A 20,717-nucleotide genomic window follows, 5' to 3' on the forward strand; every position below is an offset into this window, starting at 1 on the left:
ATAAAAATGCATCAAAAGTTTAACGCTTATATTCAGCTGACCCGGTTTGATCGGCCAATAGGCAGTCTGTTATTACTTTGGCCAACATATTGGGCGTTATGGTCAGCAGCAGAAGGCATACCAAATTTATGGGTATTGTTTGTCTTTACAGTCGGTGTCGTGCTGATGCGATCAGCGGGCTGTGTTATTAATGATTTTGCCGATAGAAAAGTCGATGGTTTTGTCGAACGAACAAAAAATCGTCCGCTCCCGCAAGGGTTAATCTCAGAAAAAGAAGCATTAACGCTGTTTGGTTTACTCTGCATTCTAGCATTTGCGCTCGTTTTAACGCTGGACTGGTATACGGTTGCTCTCTCTTTTGTGGCTTTGTTGTTAGCTTTTTCTTACCCGTTTATGAAGCGATATACGCATTTGCCACAGTTTGTTCTCGGGGTGGCGTTTGGGTGGTCAATTCCGATGGCTTATATGGCTCAGACGGGAGATCTTAGACCTGAATTATGGTTATTATTTTTGGCTAACCTTAGTTGGACTGTCGCTTACGATACGATTTATGCAATGGTGGATAGGGATGATGACTTAAAAGTTGGAATTAAATCAACGGCCATTTTGTTTGCCAGTAAAGACAAGTTAATCATTGGTTGTTTACAAGTCGTTTGCTTAGCAGCATTACTTGCCTTTGGTGAGGTCATGTCAATGGGCAAGGTTTTTTACTGGGGAATATTGGTTGCCTTTTGCTTGTTCATTTACCAGCAATTATTAATTAGTGAGCGGCATGCTCCCAACTGCTTTAGTGCCTTTTTGAATAATAATTATGTAGGGCTAGCTATTTTTGCAGGCATAGCGTTTGATCAACTTGCCGCGCGTTGGTTTTGAGCATTGAGGCTTTGCTTGTCTAGCAATTTGATAAACGTTTCACCAACCAGCTGCCTGAGTATCTCTTCTGTGGCTGGCAAAGTTTGCTGTGGTAAGCGTTGCCAGCTTATGCTTGCTTGTTTAATCACTATGGGATCTGAGTACTCGGGCGCCACAACTTTTTGAAGACGTCCAAGATGAGCAATAAAAAGCGATAGTGCTTTTATATCAACCGTATCCTTATCGTCTGTTGCAGATGTGGTATACCTGACTGCGTATAATCGCTGTAATATGGGGCTGATAATGTCTGCGAGCATTTTCATGCTTGCTACCGCTTCTTGCTTAAGCAATATTACTTCTGAGATTTGTTCAATTTGACCGAGTTGCTCTAAGGAAAGCAAGACTTGTTGGCTGTACTCTTCAACCTCTACCGATGATGCCCAAGGCAAAAAGAGCTCAGCTTGAAGTAGCGGGTATATCAACTTCACTTTTTGTAACAAACATGCCTGCGTTATTCCTTCCTGCTCAAATGCAATCATTCTTACGAGTAGGCTTGGTAAGGCCAGTAAATGAATCACATTATTGCGGTAGAAACTCAGCTCGGTCGCTTGCTCTTGAGTAAGGTAAAAAGAGGTTAATTGCTCGTTCTTATCAATAGAGAATTTATTCATCGCCGCAGCATGTTGCACCTGCTCGTTGACCGGTAATTCCACGAAGCTGACTTCGCTGCTATAGGGTGCTTTCTGCAACAGAGAAGTATACAAGGTTAACTGAGAGCAGCATTGTGCTGACGTTAAACTCTGGTCCGGTGCGTGTAATAAAATTAACGCGCACATAGGCAAAGGATTAACCGCTGCGGCTTGGTTCACTCTTGTCATGACGAGGTTGCTGAGATCTTTGACCAGGACATTAATCTCTTTGCTTGTTTCTTGCTTAAACAGGGTTCTCCAGTTTGGCTCCGCTTGGTCTAAGTAGTCATTTAGGGTGACCGGCTGGCCAAAGTTAACAAATCCATGGCCAAAATTTTGCAGTTTCTTGGTGATGCTCAATACTTGCCAAAAAGATTCCTTTTGCTTGGTTGCCCCCTGCATTTCTTTGACGTAGGTTTTGACTTCCATTACGTGATCATAACCTAAACAAATAGGCACAATGGTCACAGGGCGTGAAGGCAGGGTGCACATGGCTTCTATTGTCATTGATAGCATTCCTGTCTTAGGCGGAAGCAGGCGACCAGAACGGCTTCTGCCACCTTCCGTGAAAAACTCAATGGCGTAGCGTTTTTCGATTAGGCATGAAAGGTAAGACTTGAATATACTGGCGTAGAGTGGGTTCCCTTTAAATGTTCTGCGTATGAAAAAAGCTCCTCCGCGTCGAAATATAGGGCCCGCGGGGAAAAAATTTAGGTTAACGCCTGCCGCGATATGGGGAGGAGTCATGCCTTGTTGGTACAATATGGATGACAAGAGCAGGTAGTCCATATGGCTGCGATGGCATGGCATGTAGATGATTTCATGGCCTTGGATGGCAAGCTGTCTAACGCGCTCTATGTTATTGACGTTAATACCTTTATAAAGCTTATTCCAGATCCAATTTAATACCGTATCACCAACTCTGATGAGGGGATAAGAGAAATCAGATGCTACTTCATCAAGGTACTGTTGGGCTTGGGTCTCTGATTTTCTGGTTGTTTGTCCATTTTTCTCTGCGTGTAAGCGTATTGCTTCTCTTATTTCCCGCGAGCGCATTAACTCAGCTTGCATGTTGTTCCTCTTTGGCAGTTTGGGCCCGGTAGCTGCAAGTTGCTGCCTTGAAAAATGAACACGCGCGATTTTTTCTAGCTTTAAGGCCAGTTGTGGGTCGGCTCCTTTGTTTTGATGAAGTTGCCGTAAAGAAATAGGCGCACTGAATCGTATCAGGTTGTCTCTGCCTCTTAAGATAAGAGTTACGGTTTTTTTAAGCCAATTGGGAGACGAAGCGGTCAGGATTGAAAACCATGGTTTTTGACCTTCATAACCCGGCGCTCTGCCCCAAAATAAGGTCACGGGGATGAGCTGAATATCCAACTTAGGATTTTTTTTATGGGCGGCCAATAATAAGGCAAACTGGTCATGATAGGCGGTTTTACTTCGATGTTTAAACAGACCTTGAGGTTTATCCAGGTACACCATACGGTCACAACGAAAGCCGCTTTCTGTGTCCAAATTGGTGCAAGGATCTGGCAACGAGAGCTTTTGGCAAGCCTGCTGTAAAGCAAAAACATCACTCGGCGATTCGGTTTTCAAAACGTAAATTATCGGTTTGTCTACCGCCGCTTCAGGGCCATTAAAGGCTTCGTCCGTTGTGATTTTACTACGAATTAAGAGCTGCAAAAAAAAACGGGTCAGAGCCATCATCTTATTATTCGCCTAATATATAATTAATTTTTGTTATACCTTTGTCATCTCTAAGCGTTAGCTTGCTTACCACAGATAACATAATGATTAGGTTATTTCATTTATGACGATAAGGAAATTACAGTGGAGAAAAATACTGGATTAACGCGCATTATTAAGGCTGGTTATTACTCACTAAAAGGAATGCACCATGCATTTAAGTATGAAGCCGCTTTTCGTCAAGAGCTACTTTTAGCCTGTATATTCATACCTTTAGCATGTTATTTAGATACTAGTACCGTTGAGCGTATCTTAATGATCAGCTCAATAGTGCTTGTTATCATCGTTGAATTGCTTAACTCTGCTGTTGAAGCTGTCGTTGACCGCATTGGATTCGAGTTGCATGAGCTCGCAGGCAGAGCCAAAGATCTTGGCTCTGCGGCGGTGTTTGTTGCTTTAGGTTTAGCCATTTATGTTTGGCTGGAGGTCTTGCTCAGTTAACGATTTTCCAAGAACCGTCAGACTGTAAACACGCTGTGCCGTATGCTTGTTCCTCTTTGCCACCCACAGTGATGGATTGTTGGAACTCGCGACAAGTATTGCCGCCAGAGTCGTTACCTTCTTTGGTGGCAACAACGTAACCGGACGAGTCGCCCTCGTTCCAGGTGATTTGCTCGCCTACCGGAGCTGTGGTGGCTTTTATCTGCGCTTCTTCGTGCTCTCGCTGCGCTGATTCGTTGATGTTGTCGAGAATTTTGAGCGTAATGGCGGTGAAAGATAACCATTTCCACGCGTCGTTATCGTCATGGTAATGGCCATAACCATAATAGGAATGGCCGTAAGGGCGGCCCACCACTATGTTGTTAACCGTACGCCGGCGCGGCGCAACAATGACCTTGTTGCCGATATTGACATTATTCCCCACATTGTTGTGAGGGTGGCGCATGGCTCGACGCACCTCATGTTTATCGATCACTTGGTTATGGTGAATGTCACGGCTGCGGTGCTGAATATTATCGCGGTCGAGATCTCGGTGTTCAACTCGTCGCTCTACTTTGTTTTCTCTGTGCTCACGGCGAACATCACCGCGATCCAACGCGAGAGCGGGCACACTGAGCATCAGGGTAAAGCCTAAAGTTAACGCTGTTCTTGTTCGCATGGGCGCCTCAACGACTAAGGGTAATAGCTTGGGCTATTACCTAGATTGTTGTCTAATTAGTTGATGCATATAGCTTAGTCTAGATATATGACATTCTCTAATGACTTTACTTCATCTTTAATATGCGGCCAAAGCATAGCGCATTTACGAAGTTGAGACGCAGAAAACAAACTGCTGTAAGGATGAGCCCGGCGTGCGCGAGGCTCATCGTTTACTTTTAGTCTGTGCGGGTTATTGCGGCTTTTGCCACACTTTTTCCTCAAGGATTTTCACTTGTGGTAATTGGCTAAGCGCCTCTTGGTTTGTCACGCCATTCAGTATCAATAGCATTTCAGGTTTAACCGCCGGACTACTTTGCTTCATCAGAGCGGCTGCTGAGCCATTGGGTGATACGGTTTTAATGTGCAGTGAAGTAATGCTACTGCGCGCTTTGTCCGTTAGAGGCGCAAAGCTTTTCATGGTGCTATCAACCAGATCCAGTTGAGTATTGGGAGCATAACCAAACATCTGATAAACGTGTTCGCCATAACTGAGCCATTGTTGCTGAATCGTGCTCGCTACGCCTTTTACCTCTGTGGGTAAGCTGACACTGTAGCTTTGCCCGCCCCAAGCATATTTGTGTGTATCAATTTGTGCGTCATAGCCATAGCGCTGTTGCAACATGCCTTGAAACTTAGCTGCGTGATCAGCTGCGGTGAACTGAGGATCTGCCATGGTCATACCAATGAGTGCCGTTTGTTGCTTGTTAGCGGCGGCCACTACTTGCGGTTGGTTCATGGTGTGCCACTGGGCTGGAAAGTCGATGGTAAAGTCGAGGTCGGGGTGTAAAAACACTTGCTGTTTAAATACGCCTTTGGCCGGATTTGGCCCGTACAACAAACCGTCTAATTGGTTAAGCATAGACGGTTGTACGGGGGCGCTGGAGGTAACCGATATCTCAGGGACCTGCTTTTGAATAGCGGCCACACGCTCTGGCGTGTACGGATGACTGTCGAAGTAGCTTTTCTCTATTTCTTGCTCTAATTCCAGCTCTACCACGTCATTCATGCGTTTTAAAATATCGGCCATGGCGCTTGGCTGATAACCCGCTTTGGCGGCGAGGGCAATGCCTAAGCTGTCTGACTCTGATTCATGAGTGCGGCTGTATTTGGCGCTTATCAGGCTGTTGCCCGCCGAGATTGGCGTGTTGATTAATGCTCCTAAGTCTTCGCTGACAACACCACCGACGATGTTTCCGGGCAATTCCACCAAGCTTGGCAAGATGCTTGAACGCATTTGTTTTATCGAATGATGTTCGCTGACGTGAATTATTTCATGGGCCAGTACGCCGGCCAGCTCATCTTCGGAGTTCATGATGGCCAGTAAACCGCGTGAGATAAAAATGTAACCTCCGGGCAGTGCAAAAGCATTTGGCGTGGGGTCGTCTAATATTGCGAAGTGGTAGGTGAACTCTGGTTGGTCGAGTTGTGCGACCAAGCGTTGACCAACTTGAGACACGTAATCGGCGAGGGGATGGCTGCGTTCTACTCCGATTTGTGTCTCGACCATTTTGGCGTTTTCAGCGCCTATTTGTTGTTCTTGTTGCGGGCTAACGGCGCAGCCAATCAATACGATAAGCGCTGCGCTTAAGCCGGCAGAGCGCCAATGAATACGAGAAAATTGAATGGACATGTAAACTCTTATAAGTAGATGAAATCAACAATGATATTAACTCTAGCGTGTTTCATTGAACTTGGACAGATCAGCCTGAAGCGGCTTTGCGTTCAATCAATAAAACACTGAGTGGGCGAGGGTTTTAGGCTCAACGCCGCTGCGAGCATTACTTTACACAGCGCCATGTCAGCTTGTGTTCGTTGCGCACTCGTGCCCATAAATCATTACCATTGGCATCGCGCCAATAATGGTGGTCACCGTCGCGCTCTTCTACTTCAATGCTGACGGCAAAGTTGTTGACGCGAATGCGCCAATTTCCAGTTAATCGTTTCATGGCGAGTGATGTTCCTCTTCGACTAGGTGGTTCATCCAGCGTTTACTTTTAAAGCGATAAATACAGGCAAACCATTTAAAGATGGCCTCAATAAAAAATAGGCCATATATCACGGGGGCCACGGCGCCAAAATACCAAGCGGCCAATGCGGTAATAGGAATGCCAAACGCCCATTGCGTTAGCATATCTTGGTATAGGCAAAATTTAACGTCGCCACCGGCCCGCAGCACGCCAACGACAAAAATAGTGGGTAATGAGCGCAGCACTATGCCCACGCTTAAAATAATAAAAAAGGTCTCTGCCAGTTGTGCCGACGTGTCAGACAAGGCGCCAAAGAGGGCTAAGATGGGCTGGCGCAGTGGATACATACACAAGGCAATGATAATAGTGACTAAAACGCCAATAGCCACAAACGCAATGCTTTGATAATACGCCTGTTGATAACGCTTTGCTCCCAACTCATGGCCCGTTAAAGCACCCGCAGCATTCGCAATACCCACTAATAAACTTAAGGCAATAGCTTCAATAGGGGTCATCACAGCTAATGCAACCAGACCTGCTTGGCTGGCTTGGCCCATGATGGCGGTATAAGTAAATAATCCTGCCGCCCAAGTGAAAAAATTAAACGTGGTAGGCAAGGCCAGTAATAAAAAGCGTTTGATTTTGTTCCAGCTGAGGCTTTGCAAGCAATCTTGCCAATAAAAGCCAATGCCTAAGCGACGGGCATATACATAAAGATAAAGCGCAACGGCTTCAATTATACAGCTGAGTAATGTGGCGATGGCTGCGCCTTTTAAGCCCCATTGTGGTAATCCCCAATGGCCAAAAATCAGCAGCCAGTTTAACCATATGTTCAAGGCAATGCCTAAAGCGCTAAACCAAGTGCTGACAGCGGGTAATTGAATGGAACGCAGGCCTGCGCCCATTGCTCCTATAAGAGCGACAAATAACAAGCTTGCACCAGTAAGGCGTAAGTATTCGCTGCCAAGGGCAATCACGGCAGGATCATGACTAGCCAGTTGCATTACCCAAGGGGCAAAAAATACAAAGCTAAAGCAAGTGAGCAAGGCAAAGACTAGCGAGCACAGGGTGGTTAACGCCATGCTTTGCCGTATGCCGGAACGATTTTCTGCTCCCAAGTACTGCGCCACTAACATGGCACCGCCCGTGCTGATACCGGCAAGCAAAATGGTCATTACAAATAAGGCTCGGCTGGCAACCCCCATCGCAGCAACGTCTGCTTCGCTGAGCTGACCAATCATAAAGACATCGACCATGCCCTTACTGGAAAATAAAATGCTTTGCAGGGTGATAGGTAGGGCGAGGGTAAACAGTTTGCTAATAAACGCGCGATCAGTGTGGCGTAAAACATGACGCAAAAAAGTAGGCATAACGGCTCATGTATTAATGAAGGCAATCCGCTCGCCGAAAAGGGAATTAAATCTATAAATACCTGAAATTGAGTATGAGTTTAGCGAAGCAAGCGAACTTAAAAAAGTGTCATTACGGCCTTTTGTTAACTCAAGCAGATACGCCATGGCGTTTTATTTTTGCAATCTGCCCAATATGTTCTGTTATTAAGTATGCCTGCTGCGCAGCAGGTTTATAGGGAGAGTCTGATGTCTGTTTATTACACCTTATGCTTATTGTCTGCCGCGGCCATGCTGATTGCTTTTATCAATAGCAAACTCGGCAAAATGCAAACTACCATTGCTATTACCGCTGGCTCTATGATGCTGTCGCTGCTGATAGTGGTGGCCGGCCACAACGGCTGGTTTGACTTGACCCATATTGCTACTAAGACCATTGCCAGCATTGATTTTGAACACTTTTTATTAAAAGGCATTTTAGGCTTTTTGTTGTTTGCCGGTGGCTTGGGCATTAAGTTGCCACAGTTAAAAGATCAGAAATGGGAGATCACCACTTTAGCGTTAGCCGCCACCTTATTCTCGACCTTGTTTATTGGTTTTGTGCTGTATGGTTTTTGCCAAATAGTGGGAGTGAACTTTGGTTTAATTTATTGTCTGCTGTTTGGCGCGCTTATTTCGCCAACCGACCCCATCGCCGTGCTTGCTATCGTAAAAAAGCTCGATGCGCCCAAGCGTATTTCTACCCAAATTGAAGGCGAATCATTATTTAACGACGGCTTTGGCTTAGTCATTTTTGTCACCTTGTTCTCCATCGCTTTTGGCAACGAAGCACCCACGGCGGCGAGTATCAGTTTATTCTTCATACAAGAAGCTTTTGGCGGCATTGTGTATGGCGCTATTTTAGGGTTGTTTTTCCATTATTTAATCAGTGCCACCAATGACCATTCTATGGAGCTACTGCTGACCATTACCATTCCTACCGCCGGTTATGTGATAGCCGACTTTCTGCATGTGTCTGGGCCGCTGGCCATGGTGGTGTCTGGCATTATGATAGGTAACTGGACGCGTTATGTGGGCTTTTCTAAAGAAAGTGAAGACCACTTAGACCACTTCTGGGAGCTGGTGGACGAGTTTTTAAACGGGTTACTGTTTTTGCTGATTGGCATGACCCTGTTGTTGTTCGAGTTTCACCAAGAAGATTGGATATTAATGGCGTTTGCCATTCCGCTGGTTCTGTTTGCCCGCTACTTAAGCGTGTGGTTGTCTTACCTCGGGTTTGCGCGATTTCGGCGATACAACCCTCATGCGGTTAAAATTCTGACTTGGGGTGGGTTGCGAGGAGGCTTGGCCTTGGCGATGGCGTTGTCGATACCTTCTGGCGTATGGGTCATTGAAGACAAAATGATAGACGTAAAAGAGATCATCTTGGTAATGACCTACGCCGTTGTGCTGTTTTCCATTTTGGTACAAGGCTCCACCATCACTCCCATGATAGAAAAAGCCAAGCTGGTGGAGCCTGAAGAAGCAGAACATCAAACATAAATAAGCCCACGAGGGGGCTTATTTATGAGGGCGGCTTGTTATTAGATGTTTAGGATCTTAATGTGGATTAAAATATTAAATGCATTAATAATCAGATGGATACAGTTAATATTGTCTTTGTTTTTAATTATTGACCACCAATTTAACCGCCAGTGGTTTACTTCCTAGATACGACCCTATTAGGCTATGAATTACCTTAACTCAACCCCATGCTTGACGCAAAGTATCAGCTTTGAGCATCCCTCTTCAGTTACGTGATAGTTATCCATATCTTTATGGATAATATAGTGACCATAAACTGTATAATCGCGCTATAATGGACATTATTGTAGCCATTAAGACTGCGTATGAACTTTTCACTTTTAGATGATACCGATGTAAGCCAAGCTTATGCGGCTTATTTACGTGAGTTACGCAAGCAGGCAAAGCTATCACGAGCGGCGCTTGCTGAGCGAAGCTGCGTACCTGCGGCCACCATTAAGAAATTTGAGCTAACTGGGCAAATTTCATTTCGCCAATTGTTGTTGCTTTGGCAGACCCTCGATTCATTGGATAGGCTTTATCAGCTCACGCAACCTTGCAAAGAACGCGCTGCTATACCCACGAGTATTGATGAGGTGTTAAAAGATGAGTTTTAAACCGATTCAGAAGCTTAATGTTACTCGTACGCTAAGCTCAGGTGAACAGATATCTGTTGGAGTCTTGGCGCAGAATCGGCAAGGCGTTTTTTTTCAGTATGCTGACGACTATTTGCAGCAGTTTGGCAATTTATCACCGTTTACCTTGCAAGCGAATACGCAAGTCCAAGCCGCACCTAAAGCGCCGCACCAAGGTGTACATGGTGTATTTGGCGATTGTTTGCCCGATGGTTGGGGCATGCTGTTGCAAGATCGTATTTTCCGGCAAAAGGGCATCCTGCCTAATCAATTAACGGCGATGGATAGATTGGCCTTTGTCGGTGATAAAGGCATGGGAGCACTGTCTTTTTCTCCGGTGTCTGAGTTTTCAGCCACCATGCATGCGGATATTGATTTAGCAACCTTGGGCTTAGAAGCACAAACGTTGTTCGATGCTTCGATGTCAGATTATATGGATGATAATCACGATGAGTTAGATGGGCATACGCAACAGGTGTTGGCCGCATTGGTCGCGGGTGGTAGTTCGGGTGGTGCAAGGCCAAAGGCACAGATTTATATGCCTGCTGGAGAAACTAAGCAATGCCGAACCTTTGCAAAGCCTGGTGATGAAGCATGGCTGGTTAAATTTACTTCTAAAAATCTCGCGCTCGGCCATGAAGAAGGTTTGTGTGAAGCGGTCTATTTAGAAATGGCTGAGTTGGCAAAATGTCAGCCACCGATTTGGCAGTTAATTGAAGCGCCTGCAAGTAGCGGCGCTAAAGCATGGCTTGCGTTAAAACGCTTCGATTATTTACCCGCGCAGGAGAAGGCAGGGCGCTTACATATGCACAGTGCTTGCGGCTTGTTGGATGCTGATTTTCGAAGCCCGAGCTTAGATTACAGCGATCTGATTAAGGCCAGCCGTCAACTCTGTAGGTCACCCGCTGCTGGGCAACTTCAATTTCGTCGAGCAATGTTTAACTTGTTTGCCGCGAACCAAGACGATCACAGTAAAAATTGGGGCTTTTTACAGGCCGATGATGGCAGTTGGCAACTCGCACCATTTTACGATGTAACCTTTAGCCCTCACCCTTTTAACGAGCATGCGACTGCCTTCGCCGGATACGGAAAAGCGCCACCACTCAAAGTGATGCAGAAGCTGGCTGCTAGTGCTGGCTTTGCTAATTGGAAGGAAGCACAGCAATGCATTCAAGAGGTAGTGGATGCTATTAGTCAGTTTAGGCAGCTTGCTAAGCAACACGGGGTGAGTAAGACCACTGAGTCATCGATAGAAAAAACACTTGCAGATCGTAAGCAAGAAAATGCGGCACTTTTAGCTTGAGATGATGTTGGTTTGAGATGACGTTTTTTTAAGGTGACGTAGCATTAAGAAAAATAAGGCGAGTAGATAAAACATGAAACTAGGTCGAAATGAACCTTGCCCTTGTGGCAGTGGTAAAAAGTACAAACGTTGCTGCATGAACACTGTTTCTAAGCAACACGCATCTATGCTGGATGACATTGAGCAAGTTGCCGCCATGAACCCTAACTTGTCTATAGAAGAACTCAATATCGTTGCACAGCAAAAAATGAAGGCGGCTAATGATCGGCCTCATCCTGATTTCTGTGGCCTTTCGCCAACACAAATGAGTAATTGGTTATATGCATCTTTCAGTGAGTTGGAAGGGGTAACAATACATACACCAGATAATCTAAAAACCAGCCCAGTGATGCGTTACTTAGCATTGATATTAGATGAAGCCATGCAAGGCGGTGGCTCGTTTAAAGCCACCAGCAAAGGTAACTTGCCGACCAAAATCGTTAAGCAGGCTAGTGAGCTATTACCAGAATTTGCAGTCTCTCAATTTGAACGACACATCAGTATCAGTGAATATGCAGGCAGTAACGAGGATAAGTTTAATGCATTGCATTACAGCCGAGTGCTAGCAGAGATAGCGGGTATCATCTATCGCCGCAGTGGCCGTTATCATGTTAAAAAAGCAGCTCAAAAGCAGTACTTAGCACACGGCATTCAAGCGTTCTTTCTCCCTATGCTCGAAGCAGTAATCTCTCAGTACAATTGGGGCTACCTAGATGGATGGGAGCACGATGTTGATTTAAGGACCTTCTGGTTGTTTATGCTGTGGCGTTTGCAAAATCATGGTAATACGGAGCGGTTGATTGAAGAGGTGGTTACTGCATTCCCTGATTTACTGTTGAGGTGCCCTGAAGATGGCTATTCATCTTCGAGCCAGTTACTAGGCACAATGATTGAATCGCGCTTTATTAAACGTTTCTTGGCGTTTTGGGGCTTTGTGACGGTTGCACCAATGAGGCATATTGATGATTTTCGGACGCCAAATAAAGTAGAAGTGCAGCCATTGATGAAGCAAGCTTTTGAATTCAGGATTGAAGTCTAATAAAGAGGTGAGGGTAGAGCATGTTAGATATTTCAGCGTTAGATAAGGCAGTGAGTAAAGCTCAAGATGTTATGCCTTGGATTACTGGTATCTCTTCGCCTGAGCAATATCAAGAGCTGATCGTCACGATGGAAGTACTTATCGAAGATTATGATGCTCATCAGCCAGTGATTGACTTGATGTTTCCGGTGATTGAAAGGTATGAAGAAGAAGCGGAGCAGTTTAGTGAATTTAATCAAGCTATTGATAATCTTGAGCCAGGCATCGACATGCTAAGAGTTATCATCGACCAGCATCAGTTGACGTTAAGTGACTTCAAAGAAGAGATAGGTGCCAAATCGACGGTATCGATGATCTTAAGCGGGAAGCGCTCTTTAACGCTCAACCACATAAAGGCACTATCGGCGCGTTTTGGTGTGCCAGCCTCATTGTTTATCGGCTAGTGGTCGTTTGGGCAGCCTGTAAACAAAGGGGATACAGATATATTTCATCTTCCTGGATAAACCGATAACCAGGAGAACATGATGGACATTATTCAAAACCGTAGTGATCGCTTTCTTCGACTACGCGATGTGATGGAAGTTACTACACTTTGCCGAAGCAGTATCTACATTTTGATTAAAGCTGGCGAGTTTCCTAGTAACTACGCCATTATGGGGAAGCGCAAAGCCTGGCTTGAAAGTGAAGTGCAAGCTTGGCTGCTGGCAAGAGTCAGTGCTTCTTATTAGTGTAAGACTAGAGACCATCGCGAATCTATAGCAGGTTAGCGATGGTCTCTTATCAAGGCTTTAGGCAAAATTATTATAAAATGAGTATCGACTAGAGATCTTTAGGCCCCTTGAGTTGTTCAAATTCTTTATCAATAAGCTCTTTTATTACCGTCGTAATTTTTTCGTTTTTATGGGCTACGAGCCAGTCTAAACGTTTGCTCGTAAGCTTACTCATTGATATACCACGAGACTTAGGGCCATCTTTCTTATTTCTGGCTGTCATTTGATTCCAGGCCAAGCGAGCCTTAATGAATAAAGATTCATATTTTTCAGGTTGTTGTAAAAATGCGTAATCAAATTCCGCTTTTAAAGCTAAGTAATGCTCTTCGTCATTGATCGGATCCCAAAGCAAGTAAAACATACGGTCTTGTTTTTTCGCATAATCACATAACCATTCCACTTTATTATTGTCTTTACCATTGAGCCACTTGGAGAATTTTTTGTTGGTTTCTTCTTGTAGGCTTTTTGTCCAAGCTTCTTTAAGAAGATTCATGATGTATTGCTGTCCACTAAGCTCAATTTCACCACAAAGAAAAGCGGACTGAATGATTTTGAATCTATCCTTATGGCTGTGAGGCATCGTTATCCTCGTATGTATTTCGAAGAGCTTAAGGGAATTTTTGCGTTTTAAAATTGCTCTTAAATCCTTCCTTTCCGCTTTAGTTTTTAATGCATAACGATCCCGTTTTAAGTTTTCGATATCCTCTTCTCTGGGGGAGTGTAATGTGTGCCTTTTTAGAAAGTAATAGCAAAAAGCACAGATTCTGGGATCATCCTTTATCCACTTGAAATCATCATTATTAAGCTGTTCTTTTTCATTAAAGGTCTTCTGAAGGAAAGAAATGAGCTCTGCTTTAAGGTCATTTCCAGTTGTCTTTTGCCCCATACTTGCTAAGGCTTTTTGTATGCTTTCTGTGCTAAAGGAAGTGATATCTTGAAGTAAAAAGTCATCTGCCTTTTCTAATGAGTCGGCCCTATCGATCAAATATTTTGAATCAATATCAAACATATCTTTAAGCTGATAGGCATAGAAAACAGCTTCCCTCCAGCTTCTTGATACTAAAGAATCATTCATTTTAACCTCACAATGCAAATGCTATTAAGGTAATAATAGAGTGATAGTTAGATGATTAAAAGATAATTACGCCGTAATTATCCCGTCATTGGTTTTTTGATTTCTATCCGTGGTTACTGGAGTGGTGGCCCATTTGTCGGTGCATATTAGCAATTTCTTCCGATTTACGGCCGTTAACGGTTATCTAGGTATTGCTAATACGATGAGTAAAACAAAGTTAATCAGATAAAAAGCTCTCGATGAATTCATGAGATAACGTCAGAGTAAAACAAGCGACTGTTGAGGTGGTTTTTTGCTGTTGCTATAGAAGAGGGAATTGAGTGACGGGATCACCTAAGTGCTGTCGGTATAGTTATATACCTGCCTCTCTCTTAGTGAACATACCTTAGTATGGTCACCTGATAATCCAGTAAATAAATACAACAGATCTTACTTATGATAACCAACCATAGGTAAGTAAAAATGAACAACAACTACTTCAAAGGGTTGCCCATTCAAGGCAACCTAAATGACTACAACGAAAGATACTTAGACAAAACAATAGATACATTGAATCACGCATGTGATGAGAACAAACGCGTCTATGCAGTACGGATTGATCTTAAGATGCCACAAGCTCCTCAAGTGCTTGATTGCTTAAGTCGAGATGAGATCGTCAACCAATGTCGATTTAGAGATAGGGTCATCTCACGGTTCACCGAATCGATTAAGGCAAAAATTAAAGCAATGGACCGCAGGTACGAAAAAGCGAATCGAAGAGTACGTTCTTCAAGTGTTCGGTTTATTTGGGGCAGAGAGCGAGATACATCAGTAAATGATCATTACCACATGGTTTTGCTTTTTAATAAAGAGAAATTCCATAAGCTAGGTGAGTGGGAAAGAAGAGATAGTTTAGCAGGGATGATTCATGATGCTTGGGCTAGTGCGCTAGGCATGGATTATCACAACGCGATTGGGTTGGTGCATTTTACCAAAAATGGAGGGTATTATTTACATCAAGGTACCTCCGAGTTTTCTCGTCAGTATGAGGAGCTATTTTACCGTTTAAGTTATCTGGCAAAAAAAGATACTAAACATTATGGTGAGGGACGCCGTAATTTTGGTACCAGCTATCGGTAGTGATGGACGGAGGGTGTTTAGCCCTCCAGTATGTTAATCAAACCATGATGTAATGGCATTCCAGGTGTTACCCACTACTTCAATGGGTGCAAAGACGACATCAACCGCAGTCTCTACAGTGCCTGATATAAGTTCGCCAGTAGCACCGATGATTTCACCATCACTCAGTTTATCGTAAGTATTACTCAGTGTATCAACGGTACCCTTGTAGGCGGCTTCAATCGGCTTGGCGACAAGATCTCCAGGAGCCCCAACAACGGTGTTTACACTATCAGGCAAGCCAATGTATTCACCCACGTACTTGGCCCCTGTAGAGGCGATAGCGATGGTGCCTAGTGGACCTTTAGCAAACTGTTTAGCTGATTGACCGAGTAGACCTTGCCTAGCTGCAACATGAACGATTACATGACCGCTGTTACTCACTTGGTTAGACGTATGTCGCTGTTCAATGCAGCGATTTACGAAGTGTTCACAATTGTTCGTACCTACATCATAACCACGTATGCCTAACTGATGCTTTGCGTAATCAATGGCTTCTTGTGGATAGGGGGCACGTCGTTTCACTCTGATTTCTTTCTCATCAGAAAACGTAGCTAAGCAACTGAGTATGACTTGCTTAGCGTGAGCGCAAAGATGGATGACGTCATCATTACCGATGTATAAACCGTGATGCTCAGTAATCCCCAGTACATCAACGTTCACCACCAGGTGATCGCCAGGTTGTAAGTGTTCCATGATAGAACCTCTCTTAGTTACAGTTCGAGTGATACAAAGTCTTTGTCGACTTCATCTTGAGTGATACCGATATAACGAAGCGTCACGCCCTCTGAGGTGTGGCGTAGCATCTTCATCACGCGACCGATATCTTTTGTGGATTGATAGAGGAAATAACCTCGTGTTTTGCGCATGGAGTGAGTACCCAGCGCAAGCTTGAGTTCTTGTCCTACTTGTTGAAAGGCCATAGACACCGCACGCCGAGAGAACGGCTGCGGCGGTTTATGTTTTAGTTGCTGGCATCGATGTGACTGAAATAGGTAAACATGGTCAGGGTGTTTCTCCCGTACTTTGGTAATGTGTTCTCTTGCCTTGGTGTTTAACTGGATGTTTGCCATCTTGCCTGTTTTGCTTTCACGAATAATGAGTCGATCATCATTAATATCTTCAAAGCGGATAGAGAGTAAATCGGATATTCGTAGTGCCAGGTTTAACCCAATGTGCCAAACGTCAGCCATTTGCGGATTACAACGAATAGCGAGTAAGTGGCCAATGAGTCGAATGGTGTCGTCGTCTTTGATCGCTTGGACCTCAGCCATAGTCTGCTTCCTTTTTTGTCTGTAGAAGGGTGTTTTGGGAAGCACAGAGAGACCGATACCGCCAAACCCTTATGTAGCAAGGGTTCCAAGCTTCCCGTTTTAACAATATGGGAAGCAGCAGTATCAGCCGTTATCTGTGCTGGTGGATGTTGTTGGAAAGTGCTGTTTGAGTTGTGTTGAACTGACGCCTAATGACTTCTTACTTCGATTTGGTCGTAAGCGTCTGAGTCTAGGTAGGCGACAAAGTTGTCTTCCCACAATGGATAGAGCTCGACAATTGAGGGTGAACAAATACTCGTCCAGCCACCGTATCGAGTAAAAGCCGCTGAATTACCAAAATCAAAGTCGATATCTCGCTCAAGTTCAGGGTAAGGACCACCACAGTAACTAAAGTCAGTGATATACAAGATCGTGTAGCGATTGTGGGCATCTTTGCTTAATGAAATCTCTACTGGATGAAAGCCACCTTTTTCAGCGTTGTAGTCTTTGTCTCTAAAGTTAATCACGATGTAATTGTCACCGACTACTTCAGGTTGCTTGTTCAGCACATCAGCCAAGCATTTCAATAACGCATTGGAGATGGGTAACGCTGCTTTGTTAAATGACAAGCTGTTTGATGTGTCGTTGAGTGGTGATTTAGCTGGCATAAGCGGCTCCTTACTCTTACAGACTGATTGATGGTTATTCATATCCAGCTCCTTTCAGCAAAAGAGACACAATGCTCACCAACCACAATGTGGTCGAGTACTCGCACATCAATTAATCCCAACGCATCAACCAACCTGCTAGTAATGCGCTTGTCCGCTCTAGAGGGCTCGGCGATCCCCGATGGGTGGTTATGGGCCAAGATAACCGCAGCAGCATTAGCATTGAGGGCGGCCTTTACCACTTCTCTTGAATAAACACTCGCCGCATCAATAGTGCCAAAGAACAGTTCTTCAAAACGAATAAGCTGGTGCTGGTTATCCAGCAGCATCAGTGCAAACACCTCACGGTCATACGAACCAAGCTTTAGCTGTAGATACTCTTTCACGTTGTTTGGATTGGTAAACGTCCCTTCACGCTTGTACTTTTTAGCCAGTGCTTCGGCGGCTTGCTCTAGTAGCTCATTGAGGCTAGAGGTTTGGTGAGCTGGATAGTGGTTACTCGTTGGAATGGTTGGTCGAGATGTACGCATAGGGACCTCCTATATCTGTTAATTAAGTTTTATCAACTGGGCTATGCGTATTGATGAAATATATCTGAAAGGATTTTGAATACGAGTTAGCGGGAGAGGGGGCGGTAAGGCAGGTTGAATCTAAGTAAAAAAATAATGGCGAGTCCTTGGTATGAACGAGCTAATACACAAGGATTCCCAACATGAGATTTTTAAAACTACAGCAAGTCATGGACAAAACAACATTGTGCCGCAGCAGCATCTACATCCTGATTAAAGCAGGTGAATTCCCTGAAAACTATACCGTTATGGGCAAGCGTAAAGCCTGGCTTGAAAGCGAGGTTGATGATTGGTTGATGAGCAAAATGGAAGAGTGCAGAACTGTAAATTAAATAGCAAATTACGGCGATAAGGTTTATATTATTCTCAGTTTAACAATTTTTATAAACCAAGCCGTTGCTTGAGAGGGTACCATGTTTGCAGAACGCCTAGAACGAGCCCGTAAGGCTGCCGGGCTATCAATGAGTGCATTAGCCAGCGAAGTTGGCCTGTCCGCTAACGCCATTAAAAAGTACGAACATGGCACAACAATGCCCTCATCTTCAAACTTACTGAAGCTAGCTAAAGCGTTAGATGTTCGCACTGAGTACTTCTTTCGCCCTACTAAGGTCAAGCTGGAAGGTGTCGAGTACCGCAAGCATGCGAGTACACCCAAGAAAGTGCTGGACCGAATCAATGGTGACGTTTTAGACCAGGCTGAACGTTGGCAAGAGCTTTTAGAGCTCTATCCAGACTCGGTAAAACCGATCCCTGAATTTGCTCTACCAGATGAACTTCCAGAGCAAATCACTAGTCTGGAACAAGCCGAAGGCTTAGCAATTCAAATGCGTCATGCTTGGGATCTCGGTCTGAATCCTATTCACGATATGATCGATACTCTTGAAGCAAAAGGGGTGATGATCATTACCACTGATGTGGAAACCAATAAGAAGTTCGATGGATTAGCTGGGAAGATTGGCAGCACGCCAGTAGTGGTCATATCTACAGCTCAAAGTGGAGACCGCCAGCGCTTTACCTTGGCACATGAGCTAGGTCACTTAGTCGTACATGGCCGCTTGGTTGAAGGTATTGATGAAGAGAAAGCCTGTGATGTATTTGCTGGTGCATTTCTTTTGCCTGCCCAAACGCTTATTGAGCACCTGGGTGAAAAGCGCCGCCATATTGAACCGCGTGAATTATTTATGCTTAAGCACGAATATGGCATAAGCATGCTGGCAGCACTGTTTCGAGCTGGACAATGTGGAATAATTACGCCAGCGACTCAGAAAAACCTATTTATGCTATTTAGTAAAAATGGCTGGCGTACACAAGAGCCTGGAAAAGCTTACCCTCATGAGTCGACTTACCTACACAAGCAATTGGTCTATCGTGCTTTAGGTGAGGAGTACATAGGGGAATCAAAAGCTGCTGAGTTACTTGGCATGTCTCTCTCTAGCTTTCATAAAGAACGAAAGTTGGAGGTGTTGAGTGCAGCAGCTTCTAATTAGTGATGCCAACATCCTTATTGACATGGAAGAAGGCGGCCTGTTGGAAGCAATGTTTCAGTTACCCTTTGATTTCGCAACGCCAGATATCTTGTTTTTTGAAGAGCTTGAAGAGGAGCACGCTCACTTGCCTGGTTTAGGGTTGGCGTTAAAAGAGGTCTCTTCCGAGTTCATGATGTATGCCATGCAGCTAACAGGGACTTATACCCAGGCAAGCAGAAACGATTGTTTCGCCCTTGCGTTAGCTAAGCAAGAGCTGTGTCCTTTGCTAACTGGCGATATGGCGCTTAGAAAAGCAGCAGAAAAAGAAGCCGCTATCGTCAAAGGCACAATTTGGCTCGTAACTCAGCTGGTAGTTCATCAAAAGATTAATATCGCACAAGCAAAAGATGCATATAACCAGATGAAAGCAAATGGCAGGCGTTTACCGTGGGCTATCGCAGAGCAAGAGTTAGAAAATCAAAAGGATATTGGATGATCCCAAATTACCAAGAGTTTATGCGCCCGTTCCTTGAAATTGCAAAAGCTGCAAATGGAAAAGAAATCAAACTACGGGATGTTATTAATCAGCTGGCGGAACGGTTTAATCTTTCAGAACAAGAGCGAGAAGAGCGATTGCCGAGCGGTAAACAAACCATTCTCGACAATCGTATTGGTTGGGCAAGAACGTATCTTACAAAAGCAGGTTTGCTGGAAGCCACTAAGCGAGCACACTTCATTATTACAGATAGGGGCATTCAAGCGCTGCAAGACAAAGATGCAGTCATCAATAATCAATACTTAAAGCGGTTTGATGAGTTTGTTGCTTTCAAAGGACAGAAAAATGATTCTTCAAGCTCGCAAACAGTCTCTACTGACGTAACTGAAGATTTGGCGGATGAAACCACTCCAGATGAAGTACTAAGAGCCGCTTACAAACAAATCAACGATGCCCTTGCTTCAGATATCTTGTCGCGTACTCGTAAAGTTTCCCCTGCCTTCTTTGAACAACTGCTTATCGACCTGCTACTAGCGATGGGCTATGGCGGCAGCGATGAGGGTATGGCCCATACGTTAGGCAAAAGTGGTGATAACGGCGTTGATGGCGTGATTAACCAAGATCCACTAGGTGTTGACCAGGTTTACATTCAAGCTAAGCGTTATGCGGATGGCAATAATGTTGGCGCGGGTGAAATCCGAGACTTCTTTGGTGCACTTAATCTGAAGAAAGCACAAAAAGGCATTTTTATCACCACATCAGAATTTACCGCATCAGCAACTCAAACAGCGAAAGACCTAGGTATGCGTATCGTTCTTCTCAACGGTAAAGAGTTAGCAAAACTGATGCTGCGTTACAACATTGGTAGTCGAGATGAAGATGTATTGCACCTGAAGAGAATCGACGAAGAATTTTTTGAGAGTTAGTGAGTGACACTAACCTC

General features: G+C 44.5%; 23 protein-coding genes. 13 read left to right on the plus strand and 10 right to left on the minus strand.

Annotated features, from left to right (window positions below; all coding sequences use genetic code 11):
• Positions 1-6: 6 nt before the first annotated feature.
• Positions 7-873 (plus strand): 4-hydroxybenzoate octaprenyltransferase, encoded by an 867-nt coding sequence (ubiA, locus tag D1Z90_RS03595; RefSeq protein ID WP_119909368.1) that lies wholly within the window; start codon positions 7-9, stop codon positions 871-873.
• On the opposite strand, the gene plsB is transcribed toward ubiA, so the two are convergent.
• Positions 849-3,245 carry a glycerol-3-phosphate 1-O-acyltransferase PlsB gene (plsB, locus tag D1Z90_RS03600; RefSeq protein ID WP_119909369.1) on the minus strand — a complete coding sequence of 799 codons (2,397 nt, stop codon included), beginning with the start codon at positions 3,243-3,245 and terminating at the stop codon, positions 849-851. The two genes, ubiA and plsB, sit on opposite strands and share 25 nt — an antisense overlap.
• A gap of 117 nt (positions 3,246-3,362) precedes the next feature.
• On the opposite strand from plsB, the gene D1Z90_RS03605 reads away from it, so the two are divergent.
• A complete protein-coding gene (locus D1Z90_RS03605) occupies positions 3,363-3,725 on the plus strand; it encodes a diacylglycerol kinase (RefSeq protein ID WP_438941735.1) in 363 nt (120 codons plus the stop codon).
• Here the strand turns inward: D1Z90_RS03605 and D1Z90_RS03610 are convergent.
• The 4 genes from D1Z90_RS03610 to D1Z90_RS03620 form a co-directional block, all read right to left on the minus strand.
• Positions 3,718-4,383: an RT0821/Lpp0805 family surface protein gene (locus D1Z90_RS03610; protein WP_119909370.1), complete on the minus strand. Its 666-nt coding sequence runs from the start codon at positions 4,381-4,383 to the stop codon at positions 3,718-3,720. The two genes, D1Z90_RS03605 and D1Z90_RS03610, sit on opposite strands and share 8 nt — an antisense overlap.
• Before the next feature lie 231 nt (positions 4,384-4,614).
• Positions 4,615-6,054, minus strand: a complete 1,440-nt coding sequence (locus D1Z90_RS03615) for a M48 family metalloprotease (protein ID WP_119909371.1) — start codon at positions 6,052-6,054, stop codon at positions 4,615-4,617.
• A 148-nt stretch (positions 6,055-6,202) separates the two neighbouring features.
• A complete protein-coding gene (locus D1Z90_RS21245) occupies positions 6,203-6,370 on the minus strand; it encodes a hypothetical protein (protein WP_158587048.1) in 168 nt (55 codons plus the stop codon).
• On the minus strand, positions 6,367-7,761 hold the full coding sequence (locus D1Z90_RS03620) for an MATE family efflux transporter (protein ID WP_119909372.1): 1,395 nt from the start codon (positions 7,759-7,761) through the stop codon (positions 6,367-6,369). The genes D1Z90_RS21245 and D1Z90_RS03620 overlap by 4 nt, the downstream gene beginning before the upstream one ends.
• Positions 7,762-7,989: 228 nt before the next feature.
• On the opposite strand from D1Z90_RS03620, the gene D1Z90_RS03625 reads away from it, so the two are divergent.
• The 6 genes from D1Z90_RS03625 (at position 7,990) to D1Z90_RS03650 (ending at position 13,047) form a co-directional block, all read left to right on the plus strand.
• Entirely contained in the window at positions 7,990-9,282 is a 1,293-nt protein-coding gene (locus D1Z90_RS03625; protein WP_119909373.1) for a cation:proton antiporter, read from the plus strand.
• 347 nt (positions 9,283-9,629) lie between these two features.
• Positions 9,630-9,920, plus strand: a complete 291-nt coding sequence (locus D1Z90_RS03630; protein ID WP_119909374.1) for a helix-turn-helix domain-containing protein — start codon at positions 9,630-9,632, stop codon at positions 9,918-9,920.
• Positions 9,910-11,241: a type II toxin-antitoxin system HipA family toxin gene (locus tag D1Z90_RS03635; protein ID WP_119909375.1), complete on the plus strand. Its 1,332-nt coding sequence runs from the start codon at positions 9,910-9,912 to the stop codon at positions 11,239-11,241. The genes D1Z90_RS03630 and D1Z90_RS03635 overlap by 11 nt, the downstream gene beginning before the upstream one ends.
• Before the next feature lie 73 nt (positions 11,242-11,314).
• A complete protein-coding gene (locus tag D1Z90_RS03640) occupies positions 11,315-12,319 on the plus strand; it encodes an SEC-C domain-containing protein (protein WP_119909376.1) in 1,005 nt (334 codons plus the stop codon).
• A gap of 20 nt (positions 12,320-12,339) precedes the next feature.
• Complete coding sequence (locus D1Z90_RS03645; RefSeq protein ID WP_119909377.1) at positions 12,340-12,762, plus strand: helix-turn-helix domain-containing protein; 423 nt, start codon at positions 12,340-12,342, stop codon at positions 12,760-12,762.
• Positions 12,763-12,840: 78 nt separating this feature from the next.
• Positions 12,841-13,047, plus strand: a complete 207-nt coding sequence (locus tag D1Z90_RS03650) for a helix-turn-helix transcriptional regulator (RefSeq protein WP_232525193.1) — start codon at positions 12,841-12,843, stop codon at positions 13,045-13,047.
• A gap of 91 nt (positions 13,048-13,138) precedes the next feature.
• Here D1Z90_RS03650 and D1Z90_RS03655 read toward each other — a convergent pair whose 3' ends face one another.
• The gene (locus tag D1Z90_RS03655) at positions 13,139-14,164 is read right to left on the minus strand and encodes a hypothetical protein (protein WP_119909379.1); all 1,026 of its coding nucleotides are present in this window, start codon (positions 14,162-14,164) and stop codon (positions 13,139-13,141) included.
• A 462-nt stretch (positions 14,165-14,626) separates the two neighbouring features.
• Between D1Z90_RS03655 and D1Z90_RS03660 the strand changes: the two genes are divergently transcribed.
• Positions 14,627-15,283, plus strand: coding sequence for an inovirus Gp2 family protein (locus D1Z90_RS03660; RefSeq protein ID WP_119909380.1), 657 nt, complete (start codon positions 14,627-14,629; stop codon positions 15,281-15,283).
• A gap of 33 nt (positions 15,284-15,316) precedes the next feature.
• Here the strand turns inward: D1Z90_RS03660 and D1Z90_RS03665 are convergent, their stop codons facing one another.
• From D1Z90_RS03665 to radC, 4 genes are all read right to left on the minus strand, one after another.
• A complete protein-coding gene (locus D1Z90_RS03665; RefSeq protein WP_119909381.1) occupies positions 15,317-16,018 on the minus strand; it encodes a lecithin retinol acyltransferase family protein in 702 nt (233 codons plus the stop codon).
• 17 nt (positions 16,019-16,035) lie between these two features.
• Positions 16,036-16,596 (minus strand): tyrosine-type recombinase/integrase, encoded by a 561-nt coding sequence (locus D1Z90_RS03670; protein WP_119909382.1) that lies wholly within the window; start codon positions 16,594-16,596, stop codon positions 16,036-16,038.
• Between the two features lie 188 nt (positions 16,597-16,784).
• Entirely contained in the window at positions 16,785-17,243 is a 459-nt protein-coding gene (locus D1Z90_RS03675) for a DUF2787 domain-containing protein (protein WP_119909518.1), read from the minus strand.
• Positions 17,244-17,281: 38 nt separating this feature from the next.
• The gene (gene radC, locus D1Z90_RS03680; RefSeq protein ID WP_119909383.1) at positions 17,282-17,773 is read right to left on the minus strand and encodes a RadC family protein; all 492 of its coding nucleotides are present in this window, start codon (positions 17,771-17,773) and stop codon (positions 17,282-17,284) included.
• Between the two features lie 182 nt (positions 17,774-17,955).
• Here radC and D1Z90_RS03685 point away from each other — a divergent pair, with 182 nt between their 5' ends.
• From D1Z90_RS03685 to D1Z90_RS03700, 4 genes are all read left to right on the plus strand, one after another.
• On the plus strand, positions 17,956-18,144 hold the full coding sequence (locus D1Z90_RS03685; protein ID WP_119909384.1) for an AlpA family phage regulatory protein: 189 nt from the start codon (positions 17,956-17,958) through the stop codon (positions 18,142-18,144).
• Positions 18,145-18,225: 81 nt separating this feature from the next.
• The gene (locus D1Z90_RS03690; RefSeq protein WP_119909385.1) at positions 18,226-19,299 is read left to right on the plus strand and encodes a helix-turn-helix domain-containing protein; all 1,074 of its coding nucleotides are present in this window, start codon (positions 18,226-18,228) and stop codon (positions 19,297-19,299) included.
• Positions 19,280-19,774, plus strand: a complete 495-nt coding sequence (locus D1Z90_RS03695) for a PIN domain-containing protein (RefSeq protein ID WP_119909386.1) — start codon at positions 19,280-19,282, stop codon at positions 19,772-19,774. The genes D1Z90_RS03690 and D1Z90_RS03695 overlap by 20 nt, the downstream gene beginning before the upstream one ends.
• The gene (locus tag D1Z90_RS03700; RefSeq protein ID WP_119909387.1) at positions 19,771-20,700 is read left to right on the plus strand and encodes a restriction endonuclease; all 930 of its coding nucleotides are present in this window, start codon (positions 19,771-19,773) and stop codon (positions 20,698-20,700) included. Before D1Z90_RS03695 ends, D1Z90_RS03700 begins: the two co-directional genes overlap by 4 nt.
• Positions 20,701-20,717 lie beyond the last annotated feature (17 nt).

This window comes from Motilimonas pumila (assembly GCF_003596335.1).
Classification (GTDB): domain Bacteria; phylum Pseudomonadota; class Gammaproteobacteria; order Enterobacterales; family CBDFNC01; genus Motilimonas; species Motilimonas pumila.